Here is a 25,693-nt window from a genome sequence, read left to right as displayed (position 1 = left end):
TATATCACGTAAAATGATTCAAAATGATGTTAACTATCACTTATAATGATAGTTAACATCAAGGAGGATCATACTATGGAATTAAGAGACTTACAAATCTTCCAAAGCGTTGCCGACCGCGGTAGTGTAAGCGGTGCAGCAAAGGAATTAAATTACGTACAATCAAATGTAACTGCACGTATTAAACAACTGGAAAACGAGCTAAAAACACCACTCTTTTATCGTCATAAACGAGGTATGACTTTAACAGCTGAAGGAAGAAAAATGCTCGTTTATGTTAATAAAATTTTGCAAGATGTTGACGAGCTAAAACAAGTATTTTTAGATAGTGAAACACCGTCTGGTATTTTAAAAATTGGCACAGTCGAAACAGTAAGTACATTACCTACCATTTTATCTTCTTACTATAAAAGCTATCCGAATGTCGATTTATCATTACAAGCGGGTTTAACAGAAGAATTGATTAGAGAAGTACTTGATCATCAATTAGATGGCGCCTTTATATCAGGGCCTATTAAACATCCACTAATTGAACAATACGATGTTAGTACAGAAAAATTAATGCTTGTAACACAAAATAAAGCTTTTCATATAGAAGAATTTACAACAACGCCCCTACTCGTTTTTAACCAAGGATGTGGATACCGTTCCAAACTAGAACGATGGCTTAAAGATGAAGGCCTACTCCCAAAAAGAATTATGGAATTTAATATATTAGAGACGATATTAAACAGTGTTGCACTCGGCCTTGGAATTACACTCGTACCACAGTCTGCTGTCCACCATCTTTCTAAAGCAGGTAAGGTACATTGTCATGCAATTCCTGAAAAATACGGTAGTATTTCAACGGTTTTCATACGCCGTAAAGATAGCTACATGACGAATTCAATGCGCAGCTTCTTAAAAACAATTGAAGAGCATCATCATATCAATATGCTTTAACGGACATTCTTACACGAATGTCTTTTTTTCTTACAAAAATGTAAGTCTCCCGTAAGCTAATTCGATAGTTGCAGGCGATCATATTTCCTATAATTAAGACATAAAGCAGGGCAACAACAATTCGAAAAGGAGCGGATACGCATGATGAACAAAACGAAATCAAACAAATTTTTCAATACAATGGGCATGGTGCTATCCGCGCTTGTCGATGCAAAAGCCGTTGCAACTACATTAAACAAATAAGGAGAGATTATAATGAACAACATTACTTTCAACAAATCAGACTTTATCGGACTTGCAAGTGGAGCTACTCTTCTTACAGCTTTCATTTACACACTTGCTCAAAGTCTTGTTTAACACTTTGTTTCCCCAAACCCCTTTATATATAGAAAAAGCTGCTTGTCTTATAGACAAGCAGCTTTTTAGTTTGTTTCATATATAATTTGACCTGTTTTCGTCATATCGTATCCGCCAATTGCTTTTAATTCATTATGAAATTCTTCCGATTGCAGAATGTCTTTCACGGCTTCAATCAACTCTTCATTTTCTTTATTCTTCAAAATCACCAAATCATACTGTTCTTTCATGATTGGAATAAAATCTACATTTACAATTTGCGAAAACTTTTCTGATCCTACTCCCACATCAGCTTTTCCATTTGCGACTTGCGTGGCAACACCAAGATGATTCGATTCTTCCCATTCATATCCACTAATACGTTCTTTATTTAACTTTTGAATGCGCAATTGTTCATCGACTAACACCCTAATACCAGAACCTTTTTCTCGATTTACAAATCGTATAGATGATTGAGATAAATCAGCCCATGTTTTTATATTTTTAGGGTTTCCCTTTTGCACATAAAACCCAACGTTCCTTGCTAATAAATTAATCATAGTACATGGTTGTCCAACTAAAATACGTTTTACGTAAGGAACATTATATGTACCCGTTTCTCCATCAAACAAATGAAGACTAACGATACTTCCTTCTCCTTGATACATTTTTATTAAACTCGTTAAACTACCTTGATATGCCCTTAATACATTTGAACCTATCAGGCGATTTTCTATACGTTTTGCCAACATATCTAACGTTAGTTCTTGTCCACTAATAATACATGTATCCAAGCCTCTACTATCTTCGCTCTTTACAGGAGTACCTTGTATTTTCCCTGTTTTCATTTGCTTTATATATTGTTCTAAATCCGTTGCATCAATGCGCATCTGTCTACCGATTCTATAAGAAGGCAGTTCTCCTTTTTTAATTAGATCGTATACAGTTAATTTTGATACTTTTAATCGCTTCGCTACTTCTTCCGTTGTGTAGGAATGATGATCCATAGACGATTCCTCACTTTCTTCCTTCATTGTAACAAAGAAAAGAATTTTTCTCCTATATTTTAAAAACAACTACATCGTTCAAATTATATTCAATTATAACTAGTTATAATTAGTTATAATTAGTTATAATTGAATATGTCAAAACGAAAGGGGATTTTTTTATGAACAAGTTTACATTACGATCCATCGGAGCACTTATACTCTCTTTTCTTCTTATATTTAGTGCTGCATGTACAAGCGGTGAAAAGAAAGAAAAATCAACTGCTAAAGAAGGAAAAACAGTAGAACTGACTATATCAGCTGCTGCAAGCTTACAAGATGCACTAAAAGAAATTGAAACAAAATATAAAGAAAAAGAACCTAATATTAAACTTTCTTTTAACTTCGGTGCTTCTGGTGCACTTCAACAACAAATTGAGCAAGGTGCACCTGCTGATTTATTCTTCTCAGCAGCCGAAGATAAATTCCAAACCCTTGTTAAAAAAGGATTTATTAATGAAAAAGAAGGGAAAAATCTTCTTGGAAATGAACTCGTTCTAGTCGTCCCAAAGGATAGTTCTCTTACAAAAATTCAAGATTTAAAAGATGAAAAAATTAAGAAGATCGCACTTGGTACACCTGAATCAGTACCTGCTGGAAAATACGCAAAGGCTTCTCTCACACATGAAAATCTATGGAATGATATTCAAAATAAAATCGTATTTACAAAAGATGTTCGCCAAGTGTTAACGTATGTAGAAACAGGTAATGTCGATGCTGGTATTGTATACAAAACAGATGCTCTTATTTCAAACAAAGTAAAAATTGGTGAGACAGCAGCAGCTACTTCGCATGAGCCAATTCACTATCCTTTAGGTGTTATAAAAGAATCTAAGCACAAGAAAGAGGCGACCTCATTTTATGAGTATTTGCAGTCAAAAGATGCACAATCTATCTTTAAGAAATATGGATTTACAGTCCTATCCTAATTGCCATGAGCTTTGATGCTATTTTGTCACCAATCTTTCTATCTTTACGAGTAGCTGCATGTGCCACCCTAATCGTTACAATTTTAGGAACGATAATCGGACGAGCGCTAGCACGCTCTTCATGGAGATATAAAGTAATATTAGAAACTATTTTCTTATTACCAATGGTACTTCCACCAACTGTAATCGGCTTTTTTCTCATTATCATTTTTGGAAATAATAGTCCCATTGGAACGTGGGTAGAAGCAATATTTCAGCAGTCTATTATGTTCACATCTACTGCTGCTATCATCGCTTCTACAGTTGTTGCATTTCCACTTATGTACCAATCAGCAAAAACAGGATTTTCTATCGCGAATGTACAAATTGAAGAAAGCGCTCGTGATCTTGGTGCAAGTGAATATCAAGTTTTTCTACACGTCACACTTCCGCTTGCATTTCCTGCATTACTAAGCGGAATGATTTTGAGCTTTGTTCGTGCACTAGGGGAATTTGGTGCTACACTCATGTTCGCTGGGAACATTCCTGGTAAAACACAGACAATCCCAACTGCAATTTACATGGCGATTGATGCAAGTAATATGCAACTCGCTTGGACACTAGTAGTTATCACTATTAGTATGTCACTCCTATTTCTGCTATGTATTCAGCTTATTAATAAAAGAATCACTAACTCTTAAAGCAGCTTCTGTCGAAGCTGCTTCTTTATTTCTTAGGAAATAAAATATACTAACGGGAAATAACTGAATTTTACCTTTTATTAAAATATACATTTTATTTGAATTCACTTTCTAAAATAGGCAATTTCCTGTTATTATATGGAGGTGTTTCAAAAAATGAAGAAATGAAAACGCATTTATATCGTGAATTCTTCATCCTGTTTTAGCGATCGGTAATCTTCTACTCTATTAGTGGGGCATTACCGATCGTTAGAACGATATGTAATTATATTGGTATAGGAAATCGAAGGGAGTCTTGTAATGGACATTTTATTAGCGCTTCTTCCTGCAATTGCATGGGGAAACATCTTATTAGTAAGCGTAAAAATGGGCGGTGGTGCATATAGCCAAACGGTAGGTATGACAATCGGTGCTCTATTCTTCGCAACAATTATGTATGTATTTACTCAACCAGCTTTAACAATGACAGTCTTGATTGTTGGTTTTATTTCAGGTTTATTCTGGGCTTTAGGACAAGTAAACCAATTAAAAACAGTTGAAAAACTAGGTGTTTCAACTACCGTAACAATTTCTACTGGTATGCAACTTGTTGCAACTTCTATCTTTGGGGTTATCGCTTTCCGTGAGTGGACTACTACAACAACGATTGTTCTGGGAACGATTGCAATCCTATTAATCGTAGTTGGTGTTGTATTCACATCACTAGATGACAAAGAAAATGCACAGCCACCAGGACAATTGAAAAAAGGACTTCTTACTTTAATTGTTTCTACTTTCGGCTACCTTGTATATGTAATTATTATTCGTTGGTATAATATCGATGGTTGGTCTGCTATTTTACCACAAGCAGTTGGTATGTTTGTTGGTGCGGTTGTATTGACATCTAAACATAAACCATTTAACAAATATGCAATCCGTAATGCTTTATCTGGTTTACTATGGGGAACTGGAAACTTATTCTTACTTCTTTCATTACCACGTGTCGGAGTAGCAACAAGCTTCCCATTATCTCAAACTGGAATCGTTATCTCAACATTCGGTGCGATTGTCTTCTTAGGTGAAAAGAAAACGAAACGTCAATTGATTTTTATTGCACTAGGTAGTGTTTTAATTATCGGCGGCGCTGTATTGTTAGGTATGACAAAAGCATAATCTGATAATCTATTAATAAACCCCTGAAGCATATATGCTTCAGGGGTTTTTCTCTTTCAATTGTTTTCTAAATATAATTATTTACATGCCCCTGTCCTTTATAGTTGCTCTTCCACTCTAGTAAACCAGCTACACATATAAAGAGATTAATAATAGCTAATATTAGCATGACGTATAAACCTGTGGAAATATAAATCACAATGCTAACCACGTTATATACAATCCATAAATACCAGTTTTCTAAAATTTTTCGACTTAGCATAAATTGAGCTACTAATCCTAGTACAGCATTTAAAGCATCTAAATATGGACTAGTTGATTCTAAATAACGGATTTGATAATAGCCCCAACCAATCCAAGCAACTAACATAAAGATTATATACAGAGTCCACCCTTTTACACCTAAACGAACTGTTGCTTTTACTTCTTCCTCCCCACTACGTGCAATCCAATAATACCAACCATATACATTAAATATAAATTGAAAGGCTGCCAATACCGCCATTGCATATAAACCTTGCGTAATGAAAATATACAGAAATATCGCAACTGTAATCATGCCAAACAAAAAGTTAGATACCCTTTCCCTCGCTAATAACCAAACATTAATAATCCCCATAACCGATGCGAAAATTTCAATATAACTCGATTGAATATAAAACCCAACCAATACGCAAATAATACTAGAAATGAATAAAAAAAGTGGACTTCTGACCATGATCATCTCTCCCCAGATGTATAATAAATTCCTTATCACCAGTATAAGGAATAGCTCTTCCCTTTACCATGAATTTCCTCCTTCTCATTATCCATTCCATCTACGATAAGTCTTTTCTTTTTACAAAATTCTCTTAAAAATGGTATCGTTTTTTATAACATATCTTCACTAGAAAGGATTAAAGGATATGCTAACTAAACATCGAATTCTATTTATTGGTGCTGGTCGTATGGCAGAAGCTATATTTTCCGGATTACTTAAAACAAGCAAAGAATACATCGAAGAAATTATCGTCTCTAACCGCAGCAACGTAGAAAAGCTAGAACAATTACGAGCGCGATATAATGTGTCTACTGCAACAGATTGGAAGCAGCATGTTACATCTGTTGATACAATTGTTTTAGCAATGCCACCTTCTGCACATGAAGAATTATTAGCAGAATTATCTCCGTTACTATCGAATCAACTTGTCGTAACGGTAGCTGCTGGCATTGGCCCATCTTATTTAGAAGAAAGACTTCCCGGGGGAACACCTGTCGCTTGGATTATGCCAAATACAGCTGCTGAAATTGGAAAGTCTATCTCCTTATATACAATGGGACGATCAGTAAACGAGATGCATCAAGAAACCCTGCAACTGCTTTTAAGAGGCATTGGTACTTCGCAACTTTGCACTGAAGAGGAAGTTCATCAGCTTACCGCAGTTACTGGAAGTGCACCAGCTTTCCTTTATTACTTTGCTGAAAGCTTAATTGAAGCAACAAAAAGTTATGGAGTCGATGAAGCGACTGCAAAACACCTTGTCATTCAAATGATTTCCGGCTCTGCTTCTATGCTTGAACAAACGCAAGATCCAGCTAACCTCCGCGAACAAGTAACAACACCAGGTGGTTCCACAGCTGAGGGTCTCAAAGCTTTATATGAATATAATTTTTCAGAGGCAATTCAAAAAGCAGTAGAAGCAACAAACAAAAAAGCTAGGGGGAAATAATATGAATTTAACAAGTTTAAAAGACTATACAACATTACATAACGGTGTAAAAATGCCGTGGTTCGGTTTAGGTGTTTTTAAAGTAGAAGATGGTTCAGAAGTAATTGAATCTGTAAAAGCAGCAATTAAAAATGGCTACCACAGCATTGATACTGCAGCAATTTATCAAAACGAAGAAGGCGTTGGACAAGCGATCCGTGAATCAGGTGTTGCACGTGAAGAATTATTTATCACATCAAAAGTATGGAATAGCGATCAAGGGTATGAAACAACACTTCAAGCATTTGAAACTACATTAGAGAAATTAGGTCTAGAATATTTAGATTTATATTTAGTACATTGGCCTGTAAAAGGGAAATATACTGAATCATGGAAAGCATTAGAAAAACTTTATAAAGATGGCCGTGTTCGTGCTATCGGTGTGAGTAATTTCCACATTCACCACTTACAAGACGTATTTGAAATTGCTGAAATTAAGCCAATGGTCAACCAAGTGGAATATCATCCACGTTTAGCACAGGAAGAGTTACACGCTTTCTGTAAAGAACATAATATCCAGCTTGAAGCTTGGTCACCATTAATGCAAGGACAGCTACTGGACAACTCAACATTACAAAACATTGCAACAAAATATAATAAATCAACTGCACAAATTATTTTACGCTGGGATTTACAAAATGAAGTTGTAACAATCCCTAAATCTATTAAAGAACATCGCATTATTGAAAATGCAAATATATTCGATTTTGAATTAAGTGCTGATGACATGAAAGCAATTCAAGCTCTAAATGAAGATCGTCGCGTTGGTCCAGACCCAGATAACTTTAACTTCTAGTAGAAAAACCACTGCCATATGCAGTGGTTTTTCTCATTAAAGAAAACTGAAAATTTAAACTATATTTCAATCGGTTGACACTTCATTATCCAAGGTGTAAGATTTTGAATTATCAAAGAAACACAAAAATTAATAAAATTTATTCGTTTACTCATTGTATCAAGAGAGGTGGAGGGACTGGCCCTTTGAAACCTCGGCAACAGGTTCATTTTGAACACTGTGCCACTTCCTGCAAGCTTTGTGCTTGAAAGATAGAATGAGGGACTTCGTTTATATACGGGTGCATAACTTGTACGTAAAAATCCCTCTTTCTCAATATGAAAAGAGGGATTTTTTATTTTTCATTTCCCTCATCATCATCCAAACTTAATTATTTAGGAGGAAAATCAAATGAAAAAGAAGTTTGTACCCGGTATTGCATCAGTTGTAGGAGTAAGTATTTTATTAACTGGTTGCGGTAGTTATAAAAACGAAGCAAGCGGAGCAAATGCAAAAGACGAGGCACCTAGTAAACAGGTTTTAAACTTATCTTCACCTACTGAAATACGAACAATGGATACAGCTCGTGCTACAGATACTGATTCTGGTCAAGTAATGAGAAACGTATTTGAAGGTTTGTATAATCTTGGTGAAGGTAACAAACCTGTCCCTGGCGTTGCAAAATCTCATGAAGTAAGTGGCGATAAAACGAAATACACATTCCATTTACGAGATTCAAAATGGTCAAACGGCACTCCTGTCACAGCGAAAGATTTTGTCTTCGCTTGGCAAAGAGCTGTCGATCCAGCAACAGCCTCTGAATATGCATTTCTATTCTTTGATATTAAAAACGCAACAAAAATTAACAACAAAGAACTTCCAGCCGATCAACTTGGTGTAAAAGCAATTGATGACCATACGTTTGAGGTAGAATTAGAACGCCCTGTTCCGTACTTTATTAGCTTAACAGCGTTCCCAACATTTCTACCAATTAACGAGGAATTCTTTAAATCACAAGGTGATAAATACGCTTTAGAAGACAATACAATCTTATACAACGGAGCTTTTACACTAAGCGATTGGAAGCATGAGCAAAGCTTTAAATTTAAGAAAAACCCTACCTATTGGGATAAAGATACTGTCAAACTGGAAGAAATCAATTTTAACGTCGTAAAAGAAAAATCTACAGAAGTAAATTTATTCGAATCAAAACAATTAGATCGTATCAAACTAACATCTGACTTCGTTGATAAATATAAAAAAGATGCTAACTTTAAAGAACGGCCAAACGTAGGGGTACAGTTTCTACGTATGAATCAACAAAACAAAGTACTTCAAAATGTTTCTGCACGCCAAGCAATCGATCAAACAATTGATCGAAAATCCTTTGTAAATACGTTATTAAATGACGGCTCTACACCAACCTCTAGTCTCGTGCCGAAAAACTTTGCAAAAGGACCTGACGGAACAGACTTCCGTGCTGCAAACGGCGATTTAACAAAGGTTGACACAAAATCTGCTCAAGAATTATGGAAAAAGGCAAAACAAGAACTTGGGTCTGAAAAAATAACGTTAGAACTATTAACAAGTGACGGTGACCTTGAAAAGAAAACTGGTGAATTCTTAAAAGGACAACTAGAAAAGAATTTAGATGGCTTAACAGTAAATATAAAGCCGCAACCACGTAAACAACAAGTTTCACTTTTATTAAAAGGTGACTACGAAATTGGAATTGACGGCTGGAGCCCTGACTTTGCGGATCCAATTACATTCCTTGAGCTATTTACAACGAATAACCCTTACAACTTAGATCATTACTCTAATAAGGAGTTTGATGAAACAATAGCAAAAGTGAAAACGACTTTAGCCGGTGATGAAAAAGCTCGCTGGGAAGCATTACTAGCATCCGAGAAAATATTATTTAAAGACTCCGTTATCGCTCCTCTTTACCAAAAAGGCGAATCTTATTTAGAACGTTCTTATGTGAAAGGGATTGTGCAAGTAGACTTTGCAGGTCAATTAAACTTCAAATGGGCAAAAATTGAAAAATAAAGCGAAACTTTAATCAGTGGTTTTTTCTTCATCCCCCACTGATGATTAGCCCACACCAATTGTTTTTTTAGCAAAACATATTAAAAGCAGATTCCCTAGTACGAGGAAATCTGCTTTTTTAATATATTATTCTAAGAAATTAACAATCTATTTTTATTATTGACATATAGTTCTTTCCAGTGTTAATATTCTAAATAATCAAAGAAACAAAATATTTCACCATCAAAATATAACATCTACTACGTTGAAACATATAACGATAGATTATAGTTCAACATGTATATACATATAGAACACCTGATTACCTACATACACATATCTATAATAGGTTTTCTCTTCTTCTATAGCTACACTTCAAAACGTGGACATTACGACGTTACGAACAACACATTTAGGGAGGAACGAACAATGAAGAAAAAAGTTGTACCTGTTGTTGCATCTGTTTTAGGAGCAAGTCTATTACTAACTGCTTGCGGGGGAAATAAAGATCATGCAAGCGGAGCGAAAGCAAATGATAAAGCACCTGATAAACAGGCAATTAACTTATCATTCGCTTCAGAAATTCCAACAATGGATGTTGCAAAAGCAACGGATGGGGAATCCATGAGCGTAATGCGAAATGTTTTTGAAGGTTTATATGCAATGGGAGAAGATAACAAACCGATTCCTGGTGTTGCTGAGTCGGTTGACCTTAGTCCCGATAAAACAAAATATACATTCCACCTGCGTGATTCAAAATGGTCAAACGGTACTCCTGTTACAGCAAAGGACTTCGTATTCGCTTGGCAACGCGCCGTAAATCCTGATACAGCAGCTGAATATGCGTTCTTATTCTTCGATATACAGAATGCGAAACAAATAAGCCAGAAACAATTGCCAATTGATCAACTAGGGGTCAAAGCTCTTGATGATAAAACGTTAGAAGTACAACTAGACCGTCCTGTTCCCTACTTCTTAAGCTTAACGACATTCTCAACATTCTTACCAATTAACGAAGAGTACTTAAAATCTCAAGGAGATAAATATGGTTTAGAAACAAATCATTTAATTTACAACGGTGCTTTCACATTAGATAGCTGGAAACACGAGCAAAGCTTCCAATTGAAGAAGAACCCTAATTATTGGGATGCTAAAACTGTAAAATTAGAAGAAATCAACTTCAATGTCGTTAAAGATAAGTCTACAGAAGTTAACTTATATGATTCAGGACAAATTGATCGCGTTGCTTTAACTGCGGAGTTTGTTGATAAATATAAGGGTGATCCAAACTTCAAAGACCGCGCTGAAGTTGGCATTCAATTTTTACGACTCAATCAAAAAAATGAAACATTAAAAAATCAACATGCACGCCTTGCTATTAACGGCGCAATGAATAAAAAAGCATACGTAGAAACAATTTTAAATAACGGTGCTGTTCCAGCTGAAGGAATGATTCCTGCGAAATTCGCAAAAAGTCCAGAAGGTAACGACTTCCGTAAAGAAAACGGAAACCTAGTCAAAGATGATGTGAAAACAGCGAAAGAAAACTGGAAAAAAGCGAAACAAGAACTTGGTACTGACAAAGTAACAATCGAACTATTAACAAGTGATAATGCTTTAGCTAAAAAGACTGGTGAATATTTAAAAGGTGAACTAGAAAAGAATCTAGATGGATTAACAGTGACATTAAAACCACAACCACGTAAACAACAGTTAAAACTACTATTAAGTGGTGACTATGAAATCGGGATTGATGGCTGGGGCCCTGACTTCGCTGATCCAATTACATTCTTAGATTTATTTACAACAGATAGTGCTTATAACTTCGATAAATACTCTAACAAAGAGTACGATGAGCTCATTCATAAAGTGAAAACAGATTTAGCTGGCGATGAAAAAGCACGCTTTGAAGCAATGAAACAAGCTGAAAAAATTCTATTACAAGACGGCGCTGTCGCTCCTTTATACCAACAAGGTCGCTCTTACTTACAACGCTCTTTCATTAAAGGACTTGTAACAACTGACTTCGGCGGTGAATTTAACTACAAGTGGACAGAAGTTGCAAAATAATAAGTACCAGTAAAAAAAGGTATCCAATTGAAGGATACCTTTTTACTTTATACTTCTTTAACTACAGAGCTTCTTCTTCCCTTTACTATTCCTTTTATAGATACAGTAATAACCGCTACCAATTGCGTGACTAATATAATGACTAATAATAAAATAATATTTTTCTCTAAACTAACTCCCCCAAATATTATTGTATAATAGCCATTCGCTGCATATGTTGCGGGAAATAATCCGCCGATTGTTTGATATGTTTTAGAAAGCATCTCATGTGGTACGATTACTCCTGAACTTACAAGTTGTAGCGATAGTGAAATGATATTAAAAATCATACCTGCGTTTCCAAACACAGTTAGAAACATTTGTGTTAATGAAAGAAATGCGAAGAAGACTATTGCTTGAAACACCCATATACTCCCTACTGTTTCGTGCATCTCAATTTGGAAGCCTTTCATCAAACCAATTGTAATGCATGCAAGTAAAATTGATACTGTACCATTTATGATTTGTCTTGATAAGAAATTACTCCAACCGCCCTTTACTTCTTTTGCAACTTTTGATAATTCCATACTCATTATCATTGCTCCTACAAATGAAGCTAATACGATCATTAGTGGTACCATATTCACTGAAAATCCTTTTGCATCATTTACTTTATGAACTGTAAAACCAATTGAATCTTCAGTTAACCCTTTTATCACTTCTACATTCTCAGGTCCTACAGCTTGTAGCTTTCCGACAAGCGCTTGTTTCTTATAACTTGCTATCTCTTTATTTACATTATCTCGAATTTGTTTTGCAGCTCCTTCCATCATTTGCTTTGCCATCATTGCATTCGCTTGATTAATGTGGAAGTTTAAATTTGATTTTCCTGTTTCATTTATATCCTTTGAAAAAGAAGCAGGAATTTCAATAATCATATCGTACACATGGTCATTCATTTCTTTGTTTGCTTTTTCCACAGACCGTTCTGCTTTCACTTGAAATGGTAAATTTCTCTGTAAGCCTTCTGCTATTTTACTCCCTATATTTCCATCCTCATTCACAATAGCGATACGCATTTGATCTGCTCGTTCATTCACTCCATCATATGCCGTTAACCAAACACAAAAGAAAATAAGTTGGAACGATAGCGCTACTACCATTCCTACATACGTACCAGGTCGTTTTAAAAATTGTTTTAATGCTTCCATCTTCTCATTCTCCTAATCAGCAAGCAAGTACTTACTTGCATTTTGTTTTAAATAAATACTAGGGTCTTAAAGCCCTAGCATATAACACTATATTATTCTCGATAAATTTCTCATCATCGATTTCCATAATTCGGCTTTCAAAACGCAATTTTGATAGGAAATAACCAAAATTAATCCATATAAAATTCATTACTTGCGCTTCAATATTTGTATGAACAATTTTTCCCTGTTCCTGCATCTTAACAAAATATATTATTAATTCTTCCTTTAATCCTTTTGGAATTTTGGATATTTCCTCATCTAATTCAGGAAATTCCCTTGCCTCACGTATACCGATAAAAATAATATCTTTTATGCTATCTAAAAATTTATGATAATGCCTTGCTAAGTTCTTTAAATCCGTTTCTAATTCCCACACAATTTCTGTTTGTAAAAACTGTTTTAAATGCGGTACATATGAAAATTCAGCAACTGCAGCTTCAATAACACCCTTCTTACTTTTAAAATTGCGGAATATCGTTACTTCATTAACACCAGCACGCATTGCAATTTCTTTCGTTGTCGCTGCTGTATATCCTTTTTCTTTCACTAATTCAATTGCTGCTTGAATGATTTTTTCTGCCGTCTTTGAGCGCGCCATAAAACCCTCTCTTCCTCATGCAAGTGATCACTTACATTTAGATTATATACTTTTTCTAATCATTGTCAATAATCCTCTTCCCCTTCTTGTTGCATTGAACTAAAACTCATTATAAATGTAATCATAAACATCAAATATGTTCTCCATGTCAAAGAAGGTATATGCCCCGACCAAAGATAGCTAATTAAATAGTTAATTCCCATAATACAAGACGCTATTACTAAACTAATACTTATTAGTTTTACATATTTGAGCATGTCTTTTCTCCTTATTTTTTACTTTTCTATCTCTTCAAATTGCAGATTTACCGGCTCTTCTAGAAGTGTTTCATAAAAATTTTCAGCCAAATCTGTTGAAGGGATTTTTTCATCCACTTCATCAAATCGAATACTATCTAGCCAGACACAACCTTCTCCCGATAATAAAACACCAAATGCAATACCAAGCGCTTCTTCTTTTATATCTAATACAACGGAGTACGATTGCCAGTTATTTGTATTTTTAATGGGGCGATTTTGCATGTTATCCATAGCGAGCGGTTCTGTATCTTTTCCGTCTACTCGCATCCACAATCCTGCCCAATCTCTTACGTTTTCACTCTTAATGAATGCTGTTAAACGTAATCTTTTACCTACATATTTATCTGCTCGGAACATTTGCATTAATGTCGCAAACCCTCCGTGCGTAACATTCTCTTTTGCTTTTATATATGCAGCTACTTTTCCTTGATGGGCAACTTCATAATCTAAACCCATCTCATATTCAGCAGGATGACTTCCACTTAAGATCCATCCTTTCGGTATACCTTTTTGCATTGAAACACCCTCTCTTTCTATATAAAATGACTGGAAGTACTTTCGATATTTCTTTGGTGGTAATTGAAACATTCTTTTAAAAGCTCTAGTAAATGCCTCTTGTGAGGAAAAACCGTATTGCACTGCAATATCAATAACAGTTCTCTCAGTTGACACTAAAACTTGCGCAGCATGAGTTAACCTTCTCTTTCGAATATAATCCGTTACACTCATCCCAACATAACTTTGAAAAATACGATGAAAATGGTACATCGATACGGCACTGTGAGATGCCACTTTTTCTGTTGTAAGCTCCTCATCTAAATGATCCTCTATATATTTAATCGCTTTTTTTATCATCTCTTTATATTCTTCATGCATTTCAGTACCTCCTCACAACTTCAATTTACCATATACATACAAATCGTTTTTGATTTAAATTGCGGATTAGCCCTTGTGTCTATAGGATAATAATTTATTTTCAGCACATACATAATTACATGATTTTGGGAAAAACTTGTATAGAACGAATTTACATAAGGAGGAATTTATAATGAGAATTTTACTATCAGTTTTATTAGCTCTTATGCTAGTACCTGCATTAACAGGATGTAAAGCTCCTGCAAAAGAAGACACAACTTCTAATAAAAAGACTACAGAAGAGGCAAAAAATGAAGCTCCTGCTGATTTAAAATTAAACTTCAATGAATTTGATTTAAAAGCAGACTACCAAGATACAAAGAAAGACTACGAAGCAGACTATAAAAATGTAGCAGCTGATAAAAAAATGGAAGCAAAAATTGAAGATCATAAAGCAGATGTAAAATTAACAGGCGACGAGGCTATCACAAAATTAAGCCCTATTCTACAAGAATTAAAATTTGATAAGGATACTCCAGATCAAGAAGTAATCGATCAAGTAGTGAACGTGTTCAAACTTGATAAAGACTACCAAAAATTTGATTTAGAAGTTGTCTTCTCTGATGGAACGAAAAAAGAATATAAAAGAGAAATAAAATAAAGAAGTAGGCGGTTGCCTACTTCTTTATTTTTGCATATCTTAAATCTGGTTTAGATCCAACATAATATTGAAGTCCAGATACCGATTCTTTTTGTAAATAAGAATCAGAAGGGAATATAACCGGAATTAATGGTGAATCTGTAAACATAATATCTTCTGCTTTATGCAGTAAGTCAAAGCGCTTATCTTCATCTTGTTCAACTTCCGCTTCTTTTACTAAAGCATCGAATTCTTTATTATACCATTTTGCATAGTTATTCGGACCATCACCTGCATATAAATCTAGTTTAGTAATTGGATCTAATAAAGAGCCGCCCCATCCCATATAAGCTAATTGGAAATCACTTTGCTTGTATGTGTCGATGTAACTCTTCCACTCTTTATTTTCTAATTTAATATCTACGCCAAGATTTTTCTTAAACATTTCTTGCATTGCTTCTGCTACTTTTTTATGTTGTGTATCTGTAGTGAATTTTAATGTTACTTCAGGTAATGTAGACCAGCCTTGTTCTTTCATACCTTCTTCTAATAATGTTTTCGCTTCTGCTGGATCAAATTTAACGTAACCACCTTTTTCTTTACGGAAATCACGGCCACTTTGAGTTTTTGCTCCTTCTGGAACGAATGCATTTGCTTCTTGTGCATTATTCTTATACAGTTTTTCAACGATGAACTTACGATCAACTGCTAATGAGAATGCTTTACGCACTTTCGCATTTGTGAATGGCTCTTTTTCTACGTTAAACGAATAAATATAAGATGAAAATCCTGCAACACGCTTATATTCTTTATTTCCTTTTTCTTTCTCAATCATTTCTTGCGGTAAACTACTTAGTAAATCTAATTCTTTTGATTTATATAATTGGTACGCTGTTTTAGAATCTGGAATAATACGAAACTCAATTTCTTTTAATGTTACTTTTTTATCATAGTATTCTTTATTTTTTTGTACTGTAATAGCCTGATTATGCTTCCATTCTTTTAACGTGAATGGTCCGTTCGTAATTAACTCTTTTGGATCTGTTTTTAACTTATTATTATCATCAATTGATTTTTTAGATAATGGAATGAATAATGAGCTTGCTAATTTTTGTTTAATAGAAGACACCGGGTGCTCAAGTGTTACCTTTAATGTTTGGGGATCAACAACTTGAATACCAACCTGTCCCTCTTCACCTTTTCCAGTATTATATGCCTCTGCCCCTTTAATAAAATACATTTCTGTCGCATTCATAGAACCTGTCTTCGGATTTAATAATCGTTTCCATGCAAATGCAAAATCATTTGCTGTAATAGGAGAACCATCTGACCATTTAATATCTTTCTTTAAATGAATTGTATACTCAGTTCCATCCGCATTTACTTCTTCTTTCTCTGCTAATTCATTTTGATATTTCCCATCACTATCTTGCGTATATAGACTTGAGAATAAATGTCCAATTACATAACCTGACGTGCTATCTGTTGCAATAGCGGAATCAAGTGTATATGGATCGCTACCAATATTCGTTACTAATCGATCCCCTTCTCCCTTACCAGCACTTGCCTTTTGCGTCTCTTTCTTACCGCAAGCGACAGAAGTAATTGCTAATACGGTCATAATGACAAACAGTAAAAACTTCTTCATCTTACATTCCCCTTTACCCTGAAATTTTTGGTGTTGATGCTAATAATGTTTTTGTATAAGAATGTTGTGGATTACGAAATACTTCGTCCGTATTTCCAAATTCAACAAGTTCTCCTTTATATAAGACAGCCACTTTTTCACATAAGTAGTGAACCATCGGTAAATCGTGTGCGATGAATAAATATGTATAGTCTTGTTCCTTTTGGATTTTTTGCAACAGATGTACAATTTGAATTTGCAATGAAACATCTAATGCTGAAATTGGTTCATCAAGAATCAATACTTCTGGCTCACATAATAAGGCTCTTGCAATAGCGATACGTTGACGTTGCCCTCCACTAAATTCATGCGGGTAACGATCAATATATCGTCTATCTAATCCAACACGCTCTAGCGCATCACCTGCGACTTTATCTTTCAACCTCTTATCACCTAAACCGAATGAAATATAGCCTTCTGTTACAATATCGCGTACTTTCCAGCGCGGATTTAATGCAGCTGTTGAATCTTGAAAAATGAACTGTACTTTCTGTAAGAAATCACGCTTATGAGCTGCCTTCAACTTATGGACAACTTGACCGCTATAATCAATTTCACCAGACGTTGGTTTCTCAATCCCAGCTATGAGCTTACCAAGTGTTGTCTTTCCAGAACCACTTTCTCCAATAATGCCAAGCGTTGTTCCTTTCGGGATAGAAAGTGATATACCTTTTAACGCTGCGATTTCTTTATTTTTACTTCCATACGTTTTCGTTACTTGCTTTACAGTAATTAAATCTGTCGTCATGAGGCATTCACCTTCTCTTTTGATTTCGCTTGGTTATGCTCAAGAACATGCTGCCAGCAATGTGAACTATGCTCCTCAGAATATGTTGTTCTCTCTGGGAAGCGATGAATACATTCTTTTATCGCTACTGGGCAACGATTCACAAACGGACAACCAAAGCTATTTAATGTTTCAATAGAGGGTGTCGTTCCTTCTATTGCACGTAATATTTTTTCGGAATCATCCATATTCGGAATTGCTTGTAATAAGCTTTTCGTATATGGATGTTTAGGAGAACCTATTACTTCCTGTATCGTTCCTTTTTCAACAACACGCCCCCCGTACATAACAACTACTCGGTCAGCTACTTCACGCACAAGTGCCAAATCATGTGTAATTAATAAAATACTCGTATTTTGTTTTTCTTTCCGCTCTTTTAATAACCCCATAATTTGCTTTTGAATCGTTACATCTAACGCTGTTGTTGGCTCGTCTGCAATAACAAGCCTTGGATGACAAGCAAACGCAATTGCTAAACAAATACGCTGCCTCATGCCTCCGCTTAATTGATGTGGGTACTGTTCAAAGCGTTTCTCTGCTTCATGTATCCCTAAATCATTTAATAAGTTAATTGCAATTTCTTTTGCTTCTTTTTTCGATTTTTTCTCATGTTGCAAAATTACTTCTGTAATTTGTCTTCCTACTTTCATCGTTGGGTTTAAAGATGAAAGTGGATCTTGAAAGATAAAGGAAATATCTTTCCCACGAATTTGATTCCATTCTGATTCTTGTAAATTCGTTAATTCTTTTGATTGGAAAGATACATTTCCATCTTCGATATGAATGGATTCTTGATTTAAGCCGATAATAGATTGTGCTGTAACACTTTTTCCTGAACCACTTTCTCCTACAAGTGCAACTATTTCACCTTCGTTAATAGAAAAGGAAACATGCTTCACAATCGCTTGCTTACTAGTCTCTTTTTCAACGGCTAACGTTACGTTTTCTAAAGATAAGATTTGTGCCATGTTTTTTCTCCTTTCGATTCCGTTTCACGATTTTTGGATCAATTGCATCTTGCAAACCATCACCAATGGCATTAAATGCGAACATAATAAGTGCAATCATGATTGCCGGGAAGAATAGTTGCCACCACTCTCCGCTTAGTAATGTCCCGAGCGCATCGTTCGTCATCGTTCCCCAACTCGCTGCTGGTGATTGCACTCCAAGACCAATAAAGCTTAAAAATGATTCTGAGAAAATAGCTGCTGGAATTGTAAATGATAAATTTACGATAATAATACCCGTTAAGTTCGGAATTAAATGCCCATATATAATTTTCATATGAGATGTGCCTAATCGTTCTGCCGCAATAACAAACTCTCTTTGTTTTAAAGACAAGACTTGGGCTCGAATGAGACGTGCCATTCCAATCCATCCTGTTAATGCAAGAGCGATAATGATGGTAAAAAGACCTGGTTTCATAACGATTAATAGTAAAATAACAATTAATAAATACGGGATACCATATAACACTTCAATCCCTCTTATAATCCACTCATCAATTAACGTTCCAAGGCGACTACGCCCTCTCACATATCCACTAAAGCCACCGATTAATACACCTAGTCCTATATCAAGAGCTGCTGCTACCAATCCAACCGTTAGTGAAATTTTCCCACCAGCCCATGTACGTGCCCATATGTCTCTACCTAAATCATCTGTTCCAAACCAATGCTCACTACTAGGCGGTAAGTTTGTTGCCTCTTTTACTTGCTCGCTCGCAGTAAATGGCGTTAAACTTTCACCAATAAGAGAGAATACAATAATTAGTAATAACGTCACTGATCCTAAAACTGCGATTGGATTCGATATAAACTTACGAATCACTTCCTTCTTTCGGCTAATCGTTTGCTGATCTTTATTTATCGTTAATTCTTTTTTCTCTTCATTTGTTAATAACTGTTTATTAATTTCATAAGCTCCCATTTAAATATCCCCCCTCCTTACGTAATAGAACGAATACGTGGATCCACAATACGATGAATAATATCTGTAATGAAAATACAAGAAATTAATAATGCACTATAGAAAATCGTTGTTCCCATAATCACCGGATAATCTCGATTGAAAATACTATCTACAAAATATTTTCCTAGACCAGGAATTGAAAAGATTTTTTCAATAACGAAAGTCCCTGTTAGCAGTCCAGCCATTAATGGTCCAACAAATGTAAGTACTGGAACAATCGCATTTCGAAGAGCATGTCTTATAATGATTTTCTTAATTGGTATACCTTTCGCTCTCGCTAGCTTAATATAATCACTCTGCAATACTTCGATCATATTAGAACGAACAAATCTTGTAATAACCGCGATTGGACCTAGCGCCAATGCGAAAGATGGTAATACCGTATGTTCGAATGTTCCCCAAGACGCTACTGGTAAAAGTTCAAATTGGATAGCAAATACTTGTATAAATAATGGTGCTAGAATAAAGCTTGGAATAGATATGCCGAGAATTGCAAGCAAACTCACACCATAATCAATTACTCTCCCGTGATAGAGGGCTGCAAATGTGCCTGCTGCAATCCCAACTAACAATGAAATAATAAGTGCTTGTAGACCGATAATTGCTGATGGACCAAATCCTGTCGTTATAATCTCTGATACGCCTTGCCCTGTCGATTGAACGGATTCACCAAAGTCAAAATGAACTACACCGTCTAAATAAGCAACATATTGATTCCATAACGGTTCATCAAGATGATACTTCGCCCTCATGTTTTGTATCACTTCTTCAGGAAAGATTTTCGCATCTGATGAAAATGGATCTCCCGGAATAATATGCATAATTAAAAATGTCACTGTCGTAATAACCCATAATGTGAAAACCATAACTGATAGTTTTTTAACAACATACACTCTAATAACCCCCTAAACTCATAAATTTACTTTGTTTTATTGACGTATCTTTCCCATTACTCCCTTTTCTCTTCTTAAAATACAAAAAGCCTTGATCTTAAAAAATAAGATCAAGGCTTAATAAACAAAGGCCCATCACTTATCTTTCAAGACTTGCTTGCTGGAATTAGCACGGTGTTCATCTTACAGAACCCGCTGCTGAGGTGTCATAGGGCCAGTCCCTCTACCTCTCTGGATAAGTAAATTGCTATATTATTATTTGGTTCAAATTGTATATTTCGAATTATAATTCTGAAAAAATGAAAAGTCAATCAAATTGGATATATTTAGAAAAATCAGTTTTTAATCCTTTTATCGAAATTATAGTTTTCACTTATAATAAAAAGAAAAGATGTTAAAGGAGTTATATGATGGACCCCTTACTTCTTGCTACTATAGGATTACCATTAACAATCATCATTCTTGTCATCATCGGGTTCTACAAACTCTTCATTAAAAGAAGAAGTATCACCTCTTTTTATACCTCTTTCGATAATATTACAGGACAAACTATTTCCGAATTTCACGAAGAACAGAAGGTATTAGTATCCGAGGATGAAGACGGTGATGGTAAGAAGAAAAAATAACCTTGCCCAGGCAAGGTTATTTTTTCGCTTCTGTTTGAAAACGTTTATAGTATGTCGATGCTGTTGCAAAGTTAATTTCAATATCACGAATCAATGATGAATCTTCTTCTTTAGCTAACTTCTGTAATTTTTTCATCGCTTGTTCCGATTCATCCAGGAAACCAACATATACCTCATGTTCTTTCTCTTTCGACTTTGGTACACGAATTTCTTTACGTATATGATCAATATCCTCTAACATGCTTGTTGTTACCTTTTGCACATCTTCTTTATATGTAGCATTCGTTATTTCCTTACCGCCCTTTTCTTTTGCTACTTCAAATAACTGCAGTGCTTTATTAATTTCTTTATTCATTTTTATATCGTATTTTTCATGTACTGCAAGGTATTCTTTCATCTCTTCTGTTTGTTCAGTAGATTGCTCTACCTTTTCTTTCGGTTCTTTCGTATCTTTATTTCCATTACACCCTGCTAGAAGGAGCATACTTCCCATTACAGCAATACCCAAAACCTTCTTCATCTCTTCTTCTCCTTTTATCTACAACTACTACTCATTATAGTTTCTTTTATCTCCACTTGTTATTATACCGAGAACATCCTACTTTTTACACTTAAGACGACATCGTAATATATATACCAACATGTTTGTCACAGTATCGTCACTTTATACAAATAACTTTTGCACTGCTTTACTACATCACCTTACAAAACTGTAAGCACACATAAAGAACAAACCATGCTAGACTTACATATGCATAACGCAAACATATGTAAGTTTTTAAGGAGAATCATCTATGTACAACACAATGCCTTTTATGGGAGAAGATATTCGTGTCCTTATTCGCGAAAAATCACTTCATATCGAAAATACAGAGAGCCTTCGCCGCGTATTAAAAAAGAAACATGCTCCATTTAAGTTAGCCCAATATTTAAAACAACAACATACAAATCAATTTCATACCGTGCTAAATATATCAGATAAATCATTAACAATCGAAATCATCGGTCATGTCTACATTGGAAACTTCGCAGATATCTTAAAAGAAATCCCACGTATACCGAAAATTGCTCCTATTATCGTTAAAAAGGCGTATAAAATTACCGACCATACCGATATTATCGACTGCGGGGAAAAAGAAGTCGATAGTAATCGCTGGGTGTGGGATAAACTTGCTGTTTTATATGATACGATCATGAATAATATGTATGAGGTATTTCAAAGAAATGAAAAAAAGAACTGATTCAAATATTCCCTTTGAATCAGTTCTTTTTTGTTAAGCCTCTAAATTTTGTCTTTGTTGCAGTTCAAACTGCTTCTCACTTCTTCTGGCCATAAATAGATAACATAACACAGCACCAATTTCACAAAGAGCGATCACAACCCCCATCGGTAATGCGGTGTTGCTTCCACCAATACCTACTAACGGTGCAACAAGTGCTCCTGAAATGAACTGTAATAAACCTAATAAAGCCGATGCCGTTCCTGCAGCCTGTTTCTGATTTCTCATCGCTAACGAGAACCCAGTTGTTGATACAACCCCGACACTTGATACAACAAGGAATAACGAGCATAAAACACCAATTAAACCTATTCCTAGTAAGATTGTCAGTAATAAAGATAGACCACCAATAGCTGCAATAATAATACCGGAAACGAATAATGTTTTCTCATTCACTTTCCCTGCTAAACGGCCCGTAACCTGACTAGCAATAATAATACCGATACCGTTAATCGCAAAGAATAAGCTAAATTGCTGTGGTGATGCTCCGTATATGTTCTGCAACACAAATGGTGAGCCCGAAATGTATGCAAACATCGCCGCCGTTACTAGCCCTTGTGATAATGCATATCCCATAAACAAACGATCCTTTAACAGTTTTCCGTACGTCGCCAATGTCCCTGACAAACCACCTGTTTCTCTTTCTTCAGGAGGTAATGTTTCACGTAATACGAAAGTAGCTGATATTAACATGAATACACTAATTGCTCCAAGAACGATGAAGACACCGCGCCATGTTGTAAACTGTAGCAATTGTCCCCCAATAATCGGTGCCAAAATAGGCGCTGCTCCGTTTACTAACATGAGCAGTGAGAAAAACTTCGTCATTTCAGAACCTGAATACATGTCACGTACCATTGCACGTGATATAACAATCCCAGCCGATCCTGAAGCTCCTTGTAAGAAGCGCAATAACACTAAACTCCAAATAGATGGCGCAATAGCACAAAGTAAAGAAGAAGCAACATAAATAATAAGAGCAATAATAAGAGGTTTGCGCCTTCCATAAATATCACTAATTGAACCGACAAATAATTGCCCAACTGAAAGCCCCAGTAAACAAGCTGTCAATGTAAGCTGTGCAAGGGATGCACCTGTTTGCAAATCATCCGTTAATTTCGGTAAAGAAGGCAAATACATATCAATAGATAATGGCCCAATCGCCGTAAGTGTCCCTAGTACAAGAATCATCCATAACCTATTTGTCTTTACAGGTTTATATATTTCGTGATTAACTCCATTCACTTTTTCCGTTCACCCTTTCTTATAAACACTAAATCGTAACAATTATAGTTACAACATAAACATACGTCAAGTATAGTGCATTTTCCTGTTTCATATCGTAAAAAAAAGCGATAAAATTTCTATCGCTTTACTTTTTCAAATTGCTATTTGTAAATTTAGATACGGAAGACATCGCCTCGCCTGTATCTAAATATGTGATTTGAATCGGATCTCCCACTTCTGTAAACATAGCATATGGGAATTTCTTCACAGGTATCATAAATACTTTTTGTTCATTCTCTATCAGTACGTACACAATTGTATTTTCACCTGATTTTTCTTTATATACACGTTGTACAACGCCTTCTTTTTGTGCTTCTTTACCATTTGAAGTCGGTCTAAATGAATCTCCACTTCCGCTCAGCGCATTTTTATAATTCTCAAGTGCTTCTTTTTGCGTCGAACCTGTTGCAAATATTTTCGCATTAGAAGCATAGATAACCGTGTGAGCACGTACTAATCCTCCGTCATCAATAACAGGTACAATCCAAGAAGGTTTACCGTACACGTTATAAATAACCGGCATCGTTCCGTGCCATTTCTCTCTCTTAAAGGAATTATCCACTACTTCTGTAGCAGCCGAACCATCCATAATTCCCTTTACTTCTTTTCCGTTATAGTAATACAACTTACCTGTACGCGCATCAATAAGCGAGTAACCTAGTGCAGAATCTACTCCTTCTTTCGGAGAGGTGAAATCAGTAAAATAATATAACGTTCCATCCTTACCGAAGATTGGTGTAACTCCTTCTTTCGTTCCCCACTCAGTCGGAATCTTCATATCCGTTTGCGAGAATTTTGTATTCCAAAATCCGTGAATATATTTACCGAAATACGTATTTAATGTAGATGCAGTCTCGTGATTTAATACGCCATCAACGAATTTAGGTGCCTTTCCTTTGTCGTATCTTTTCACTTCACCTGTTTGTGCATCTACTACTACAACGCCTTCTACTTCAAATCCAGATCTTCCTGAAATAAATTCACCATACGTCATTGTATAATACGGTTTCCCTTTATCATCCACTTCAAATTTAGGTTTCCCTTTAAAAATTAAATCCGGTTCTGCTTTTCGAACGACACGTTCTAATTTATTACCAAAAAACATGCTTGGTACATATTTCATTTTATAACCAAGGTGCAGTTTCGCTTCCGCATCAGGATTCGTACCTGACATCGTTACGTACCCTGGAATTGTCTCAGCTTTACGTGCTTTAAAAAATCCTGAAACTTCAATTGGTGCTACATATAAGGCCTCGCCATTTACCATTTGTGGCGTTAATTCTCCTAGCTCAAAATAAGCTACTTTCGGAATATCTCCAAATACTTTTTTCATCTTATTCTCCGCTGTCTTTGGCGGCACTGTAAACGGCTGATCATTTTCAGTAAATGGCTCTGAAATATCTTTCTCGATCTTCACAACAGAATCATATTTCTTTTGCGTGATTACTATATCGTGCAAATAACCAAAATAGCCGTAACTTGCGAGTAAAACAAACATTAGAAGTCCCTTTAACGTACCTTCTAATTTCCCTATTTGATTTTGTGAAAATAAAACAAGCCCAATTAAAATTGCTACTGCAACGGAATAATGAGTAAGAATCGAATCTGCTCGATCATCGATTAGCCAAAGATATTCGTAGATTGCAATACCTATCCAAAATAACACAGGAATAACTAAAATGGATGATTTCTTACCCTTTACAACCTTCTCATCCCCTTTCTTATCCACTGCTCGAAGTTTACTACCACTTCTTGTCCATGGAATCAAAAACAAAGTGAGAATAGCTAAAATTAAAAATTTCATCAAAGGCAATGTCCCCTTTTCTTTT

The 25,693-nt window shown here is 35.4% G+C and carries 26 protein-coding genes and 2 riboswitches; of the genes, 12 read left to right on the top strand and 14 right to left on the bottom strand.

The window, feature by feature from the left end:
- The first annotated feature begins 75 nt into the window (after positions 1 to 75).
- Complete coding sequence (locus KVT31_RS24935; RefSeq protein ID WP_087979166.1) at positions 76 to 942, top strand: LysR family transcriptional regulator; 867 nt, start codon at positions 76 to 78, stop codon at positions 940 to 942.
- 255 nt (positions 943 to 1,197) lie between these two features.
- Positions 1,198 to 1,299 carry a DUF3948 family protein gene (locus tag KVT31_RS24930; RefSeq protein WP_001060020.1) on the top strand — a complete coding sequence of 34 codons (102 nt, stop codon included), beginning with the start codon at positions 1,198 to 1,200 and terminating at the stop codon, positions 1,297 to 1,299.
- Between the two features lie 65 nt (positions 1,300 to 1,364).
- On the opposite strand, the gene KVT31_RS24925 is transcribed toward KVT31_RS24930, so the two are convergent.
- Positions 1,365 to 2,312 (bottom strand): helix-turn-helix transcriptional regulator, encoded by a 948-nt coding sequence (locus KVT31_RS24925; RefSeq protein WP_088094832.1) that lies wholly within the window; start codon positions 2,310 to 2,312, stop codon positions 1,365 to 1,367.
- Positions 2,313 to 2,446: 134 nt separating this feature from the next.
- On the opposite strand from KVT31_RS24925, the gene modA reads away from it, so the two are divergent.
- From modA to KVT31_RS24910, 3 genes are all read left to right on the top strand, one after another.
- Positions 2,447 to 3,253 (top strand): molybdate ABC transporter substrate-binding protein, encoded by an 807-nt coding sequence (gene modA, locus KVT31_RS24920; RefSeq protein WP_076542571.1) that lies wholly within the window; start codon positions 2,447 to 2,449, stop codon positions 3,251 to 3,253.
- 5 nt (positions 3,254 to 3,258) lie between these two features.
- Positions 3,259 to 3,933, top strand: a complete 675-nt coding sequence (gene modB, locus KVT31_RS24915; protein ID WP_088094833.1) for a molybdate ABC transporter permease subunit — start codon at positions 3,259 to 3,261, stop codon at positions 3,931 to 3,933.
- A gap of 300 nt (positions 3,934 to 4,233) precedes the next feature.
- Positions 4,234 to 5,085: a GRP family sugar transporter gene (locus KVT31_RS24910; protein ID WP_000353549.1), complete on the top strand. Its 852-nt coding sequence runs from the start codon at positions 4,234 to 4,236 to the stop codon at positions 5,083 to 5,085.
- Between the two features lie 67 nt (positions 5,086 to 5,152).
- Here the strand turns inward: KVT31_RS24910 and pnuC are convergent, their stop codons facing one another.
- Positions 5,153 to 5,803: a nicotinamide riboside transporter PnuC gene (gene pnuC / locus KVT31_RS24905; protein WP_088094834.1), complete on the bottom strand. Its 651-nt coding sequence runs from the start codon at positions 5,801 to 5,803 to the stop codon at positions 5,153 to 5,155.
- A gap of 187 nt (positions 5,804 to 5,990) precedes the next feature.
- On the opposite strand from pnuC, the gene proC reads away from it, so the two are divergent.
- From proC to KVT31_RS24885, 4 genes are all read left to right on the top strand, one after another.
- The gene (proC, locus tag KVT31_RS24900) at positions 5,991 to 6,794 is read left to right on the top strand and encodes a pyrroline-5-carboxylate reductase (RefSeq protein WP_088094836.1); all 804 of its coding nucleotides are present in this window, start codon (positions 5,991 to 5,993) and stop codon (positions 6,792 to 6,794) included.
- Between the two features lies 1 nt (position 6,795).
- On the top strand, positions 6,796 to 7,629 hold the full coding sequence (locus KVT31_RS24895; RefSeq protein WP_088094837.1) for an aldo/keto reductase: 834 nt from the start codon (positions 6,796 to 6,798) through the stop codon (positions 7,627 to 7,629).
- Positions 7,630 to 7,782: 153 nt separating this feature from the next.
- Positions 7,783 to 7,887: riboswitch (SAM riboswitch) on the top strand.
- 132 nt (positions 7,888 to 8,019) lie between these two features.
- Entirely contained in the window at positions 8,020 to 9,660 is a 1,641-nt protein-coding gene (locus KVT31_RS24890; RefSeq protein ID WP_088094838.1) for a peptide ABC transporter substrate-binding protein, read from the top strand.
- Between the two features lie 408 nt (positions 9,661 to 10,068).
- Entirely contained in the window at positions 10,069 to 11,709 is a 1,641-nt protein-coding gene (locus tag KVT31_RS24885) for a peptide ABC transporter substrate-binding protein (RefSeq protein WP_088094839.1), read from the top strand.
- A 47-nt stretch (positions 11,710 to 11,756) separates the two neighbouring features.
- Here KVT31_RS24885 and KVT31_RS24880 read toward each other — a convergent pair whose 3' ends face one another.
- The 4 genes from KVT31_RS24880 to KVT31_RS24865 form a co-directional block, all read right to left on the bottom strand.
- Positions 11,757 to 12,899, bottom strand: coding sequence for a YhgE/Pip domain-containing protein (locus tag KVT31_RS24880; RefSeq protein WP_088094840.1), 1,143 nt, complete (start codon positions 12,897 to 12,899; stop codon positions 11,757 to 11,759).
- Positions 12,900 to 12,957: 58 nt separating this feature from the next.
- Positions 12,958 to 13,539 (bottom strand): TetR/AcrR family transcriptional regulator, encoded by a 582-nt coding sequence (locus KVT31_RS24875; RefSeq protein ID WP_088094841.1) that lies wholly within the window; start codon positions 13,537 to 13,539, stop codon positions 12,958 to 12,960.
- Positions 13,540 to 13,604: 65 nt separating this feature from the next.
- A complete protein-coding gene (locus tag KVT31_RS24870; RefSeq protein WP_088094842.1) occupies positions 13,605 to 13,796 on the bottom strand; it encodes a hypothetical protein in 192 nt (63 codons plus the stop codon).
- Positions 13,797 to 13,814: 18 nt separating this feature from the next.
- Positions 13,815 to 14,714 carry a helix-turn-helix transcriptional regulator gene (locus tag KVT31_RS24865; protein WP_088094843.1) on the bottom strand — a complete coding sequence of 300 codons (900 nt, stop codon included), beginning with the start codon at positions 14,712 to 14,714 and terminating at the stop codon, positions 13,815 to 13,817.
- Between the two features lie 172 nt (positions 14,715 to 14,886).
- On the opposite strand from KVT31_RS24865, the gene KVT31_RS24860 reads away from it, so the two are divergent.
- Positions 14,887 to 15,354, top strand: coding sequence for a YusW family protein (locus KVT31_RS24860; RefSeq protein ID WP_088094844.1), 468 nt, complete (start codon positions 14,887 to 14,889; stop codon positions 15,352 to 15,354).
- A 16-nt stretch (positions 15,355 to 15,370) separates the two neighbouring features.
- On the opposite strand, the gene KVT31_RS24855 is transcribed toward KVT31_RS24860, so the two are convergent.
- From KVT31_RS24855 to KVT31_RS24835, 5 genes are read right to left on the bottom strand one after another with little or no spacing between them, the layout of a single operon-like run.
- Positions 15,371 to 16,981 (bottom strand): peptide ABC transporter substrate-binding protein, encoded by a 1,611-nt coding sequence (locus KVT31_RS24855; RefSeq protein ID WP_088094845.1) that lies wholly within the window; start codon positions 16,979 to 16,981, stop codon positions 15,371 to 15,373.
- A 13-nt stretch (positions 16,982 to 16,994) separates the two neighbouring features.
- On the bottom strand, positions 16,995 to 17,768 hold the full coding sequence (locus KVT31_RS24850) for an ABC transporter ATP-binding protein (RefSeq protein ID WP_088094846.1): 774 nt from the start codon (positions 17,766 to 17,768) through the stop codon (positions 16,995 to 16,997).
- Positions 17,765 to 18,775, bottom strand: coding sequence for an ABC transporter ATP-binding protein (locus KVT31_RS24845; RefSeq protein ID WP_088094847.1), 1,011 nt, complete (start codon positions 18,773 to 18,775; stop codon positions 17,765 to 17,767). The genes KVT31_RS24850 and KVT31_RS24845 overlap by 4 nt, the downstream gene beginning before the upstream one ends.
- Positions 18,732 to 19,736 (bottom strand): ABC transporter permease, encoded by a 1,005-nt coding sequence (locus KVT31_RS24840; protein ID WP_088094848.1) that lies wholly within the window; start codon positions 19,734 to 19,736, stop codon positions 18,732 to 18,734. Before KVT31_RS24840 ends, KVT31_RS24845 begins: the two co-directional genes overlap by 44 nt.
- 17 nt (positions 19,737 to 19,753) lie before the next feature.
- A complete protein-coding gene (locus KVT31_RS24835; protein ID WP_088094849.1) occupies positions 19,754 to 20,671 on the bottom strand; it encodes an ABC transporter permease in 918 nt (305 codons plus the stop codon).
- A gap of 136 nt (positions 20,672 to 20,807) precedes the next feature.
- Positions 20,808 to 20,913: riboswitch (SAM riboswitch) on the bottom strand.
- 168 nt (positions 20,914 to 21,081) lie between these two features.
- On the opposite strand from KVT31_RS24835, the gene KVT31_RS24830 reads away from it, so the two are divergent.
- Positions 21,082 to 21,297, top strand: a complete 216-nt coding sequence (locus tag KVT31_RS24830; protein WP_088094850.1) for a DUF3951 domain-containing protein — start codon at positions 21,082 to 21,084, stop codon at positions 21,295 to 21,297.
- Positions 21,298 to 21,313: 16 nt separating this feature from the next.
- Here the strand turns inward: KVT31_RS24830 and KVT31_RS24825 are convergent, their stop codons facing one another.
- Positions 21,314 to 21,817 carry a hypothetical protein gene (locus KVT31_RS24825; protein ID WP_088094851.1) on the bottom strand — a complete coding sequence of 168 codons (504 nt, stop codon included), beginning with the start codon at positions 21,815 to 21,817 and terminating at the stop codon, positions 21,314 to 21,316.
- 274 nt (positions 21,818 to 22,091) lie between these two features.
- On the opposite strand from KVT31_RS24825, the gene KVT31_RS24820 reads away from it, so the two are divergent.
- Positions 22,092 to 22,538, top strand: coding sequence for a hypothetical protein (locus KVT31_RS24820; RefSeq protein WP_000282867.1), 447 nt, complete (start codon positions 22,092 to 22,094; stop codon positions 22,536 to 22,538).
- A gap of 33 nt (positions 22,539 to 22,571) precedes the next feature.
- Here KVT31_RS24820 and KVT31_RS24815 read toward each other — a convergent pair whose 3' ends face one another.
- Both KVT31_RS24815 and KVT31_RS24810 read right to left on the bottom strand, forming a co-directional pair.
- Positions 22,572 to 23,822, bottom strand: coding sequence for a multidrug effflux MFS transporter (locus KVT31_RS24815; RefSeq protein ID WP_044440642.1), 1,251 nt, complete (start codon positions 23,820 to 23,822; stop codon positions 22,572 to 22,574).
- 127 nt (positions 23,823 to 23,949) lie between these two features.
- Positions 23,950 to 25,668 carry a DUF3981 domain-containing protein gene (locus KVT31_RS24810; RefSeq protein ID WP_088094852.1) on the bottom strand — a complete coding sequence of 573 codons (1,719 nt, stop codon included), beginning with the start codon at positions 25,666 to 25,668 and terminating at the stop codon, positions 23,950 to 23,952.
- Positions 25,669 to 25,693 lie beyond the last annotated feature (25 nt).

The sequence above is a fragment of the Bacillus sp. GbtcB14 genome (assembly GCF_019091205.1).
In the GTDB taxonomy this organism is placed as follows: domain Bacteria; phylum Bacillota; class Bacilli; order Bacillales; family Bacillaceae_G; genus Bacillus_A; species Bacillus_A cereus_AG.
Note: the sequence above shows the minus strand (reverse complement) of the source record. Positions and strands in the feature narration are given on the sequence as shown.

What these genes read in the sequence shown, in the direction of transcription:
- KVT31_RS24845 (WP_088094847.1), bottom strand. Translation starts at nt 18,775, where the DNA reads ATGGCACAAATCTTATCTTTAGAAAACGTAACGTTAGCCGTTGAAAAA.
- KVT31_RS24830 (WP_088094850.1), top strand. Translation starts at nt 21,082, where the DNA reads ATGGACCCCTTACTTCTTGCTACTATAGGATTACCATTAACAATCATC.
- proC (WP_088094836.1), top strand. Translation starts at nt 5,991, where the DNA reads ATGCTAACTAAACATCGAATTCTATTTATTGGTGCTGGTCGTATGGCA.
- KVT31_RS24865 (WP_088094843.1), bottom strand. Translation starts at nt 14,714, where the DNA reads ATGCATGAAGAATATAAAGAGATGATAAAAAAAGCGATTAAATATATA.
- KVT31_RS24850 (WP_088094846.1), bottom strand. Translation starts at nt 17,768, where the DNA reads ATGACGACAGATTTAATTACTGTAAAGCAAGTAACGAAAACGTATGGA.
- pnuC (WP_088094834.1), bottom strand. Translation starts at nt 5,803, where the DNA reads ATGGTCAGAAGTCCACTTTTTTTATTCATTTCTAGTATTATTTGCGTA.
- KVT31_RS24840 (WP_088094848.1), bottom strand. Translation starts at nt 19,736, where the DNA reads ATGGGAGCTTATGAAATTAATAAACAGTTATTAACAAATGAAGAGAAA.
- KVT31_RS24825 (WP_088094851.1), bottom strand. Translation starts at nt 21,817, where the DNA reads ATGAAGAAGGTTTTGGGTATTGCTGTAATGGGAAGTATGCTCCTTCTA.
- KVT31_RS24925 (WP_088094832.1), bottom strand. Translation starts at nt 2,312, where the DNA reads ATGAAGGAAGAAAGTGAGGAATCGTCTATGGATCATCATTCCTACACA.
- KVT31_RS24930 (WP_001060020.1), top strand. Translation starts at nt 1,198, where the DNA reads ATGAACAACATTACTTTCAACAAATCAGACTTTATCGGACTTGCAAGT.
- KVT31_RS24895 (WP_088094837.1), top strand. Translation starts at nt 6,796, where the DNA reads ATGAATTTAACAAGTTTAAAAGACTATACAACATTACATAACGGTGTA.
- KVT31_RS24860 (WP_088094844.1), top strand. Translation starts at nt 14,887, where the DNA reads ATGAGAATTTTACTATCAGTTTTATTAGCTCTTATGCTAGTACCTGCA.
- KVT31_RS24820 (WP_000282867.1), top strand. Translation starts at nt 22,092, where the DNA reads ATGTACAACACAATGCCTTTTATGGGAGAAGATATTCGTGTCCTTATT.
- KVT31_RS24890 (WP_088094838.1), top strand. Translation starts at nt 8,020, where the DNA reads ATGAAAAAGAAGTTTGTACCCGGTATTGCATCAGTTGTAGGAGTAAGT.
- KVT31_RS24885 (WP_088094839.1), top strand. Translation starts at nt 10,069, where the DNA reads ATGAAGAAAAAAGTTGTACCTGTTGTTGCATCTGTTTTAGGAGCAAGT.
- KVT31_RS24910 (WP_000353549.1), top strand. Translation starts at nt 4,234, where the DNA reads ATGGACATTTTATTAGCGCTTCTTCCTGCAATTGCATGGGGAAACATC.
- modA (WP_076542571.1), top strand. Translation starts at nt 2,447, where the DNA reads ATGAACAAGTTTACATTACGATCCATCGGAGCACTTATACTCTCTTTT.
- KVT31_RS24875 (WP_088094841.1), bottom strand. Translation starts at nt 13,539, where the DNA reads ATGGCGCGCTCAAAGACGGCAGAAAAAATCATTCAAGCAGCAATTGAA.
- modB (WP_088094833.1), top strand. Translation starts at nt 3,259, where the DNA reads ATGAGCTTTGATGCTATTTTGTCACCAATCTTTCTATCTTTACGAGTA.
- KVT31_RS24855 (WP_088094845.1), bottom strand. Translation starts at nt 16,981, where the DNA reads ATGAAGAAGTTTTTACTGTTTGTCATTATGACCGTATTAGCAATTACT.
- KVT31_RS24870 (WP_088094842.1), bottom strand. Translation starts at nt 13,796, where the DNA reads ATGCTCAAATATGTAAAACTAATAAGTATTAGTTTAGTAATAGCGTCT.
- KVT31_RS24880 (WP_088094840.1), bottom strand. Translation starts at nt 12,899, where the DNA reads ATGGAAGCATTAAAACAATTTTTAAAACGACCTGGTACGTATGTAGGA.
- KVT31_RS24935 (WP_087979166.1), top strand. Translation starts at nt 76, where the DNA reads ATGGAATTAAGAGACTTACAAATCTTCCAAAGCGTTGCCGACCGCGGT.
- KVT31_RS24810 (WP_088094852.1), bottom strand. Translation starts at nt 25,668, where the DNA reads ATGAAATTTTTAATTTTAGCTATTCTCACTTTGTTTTTGATTCCATGG.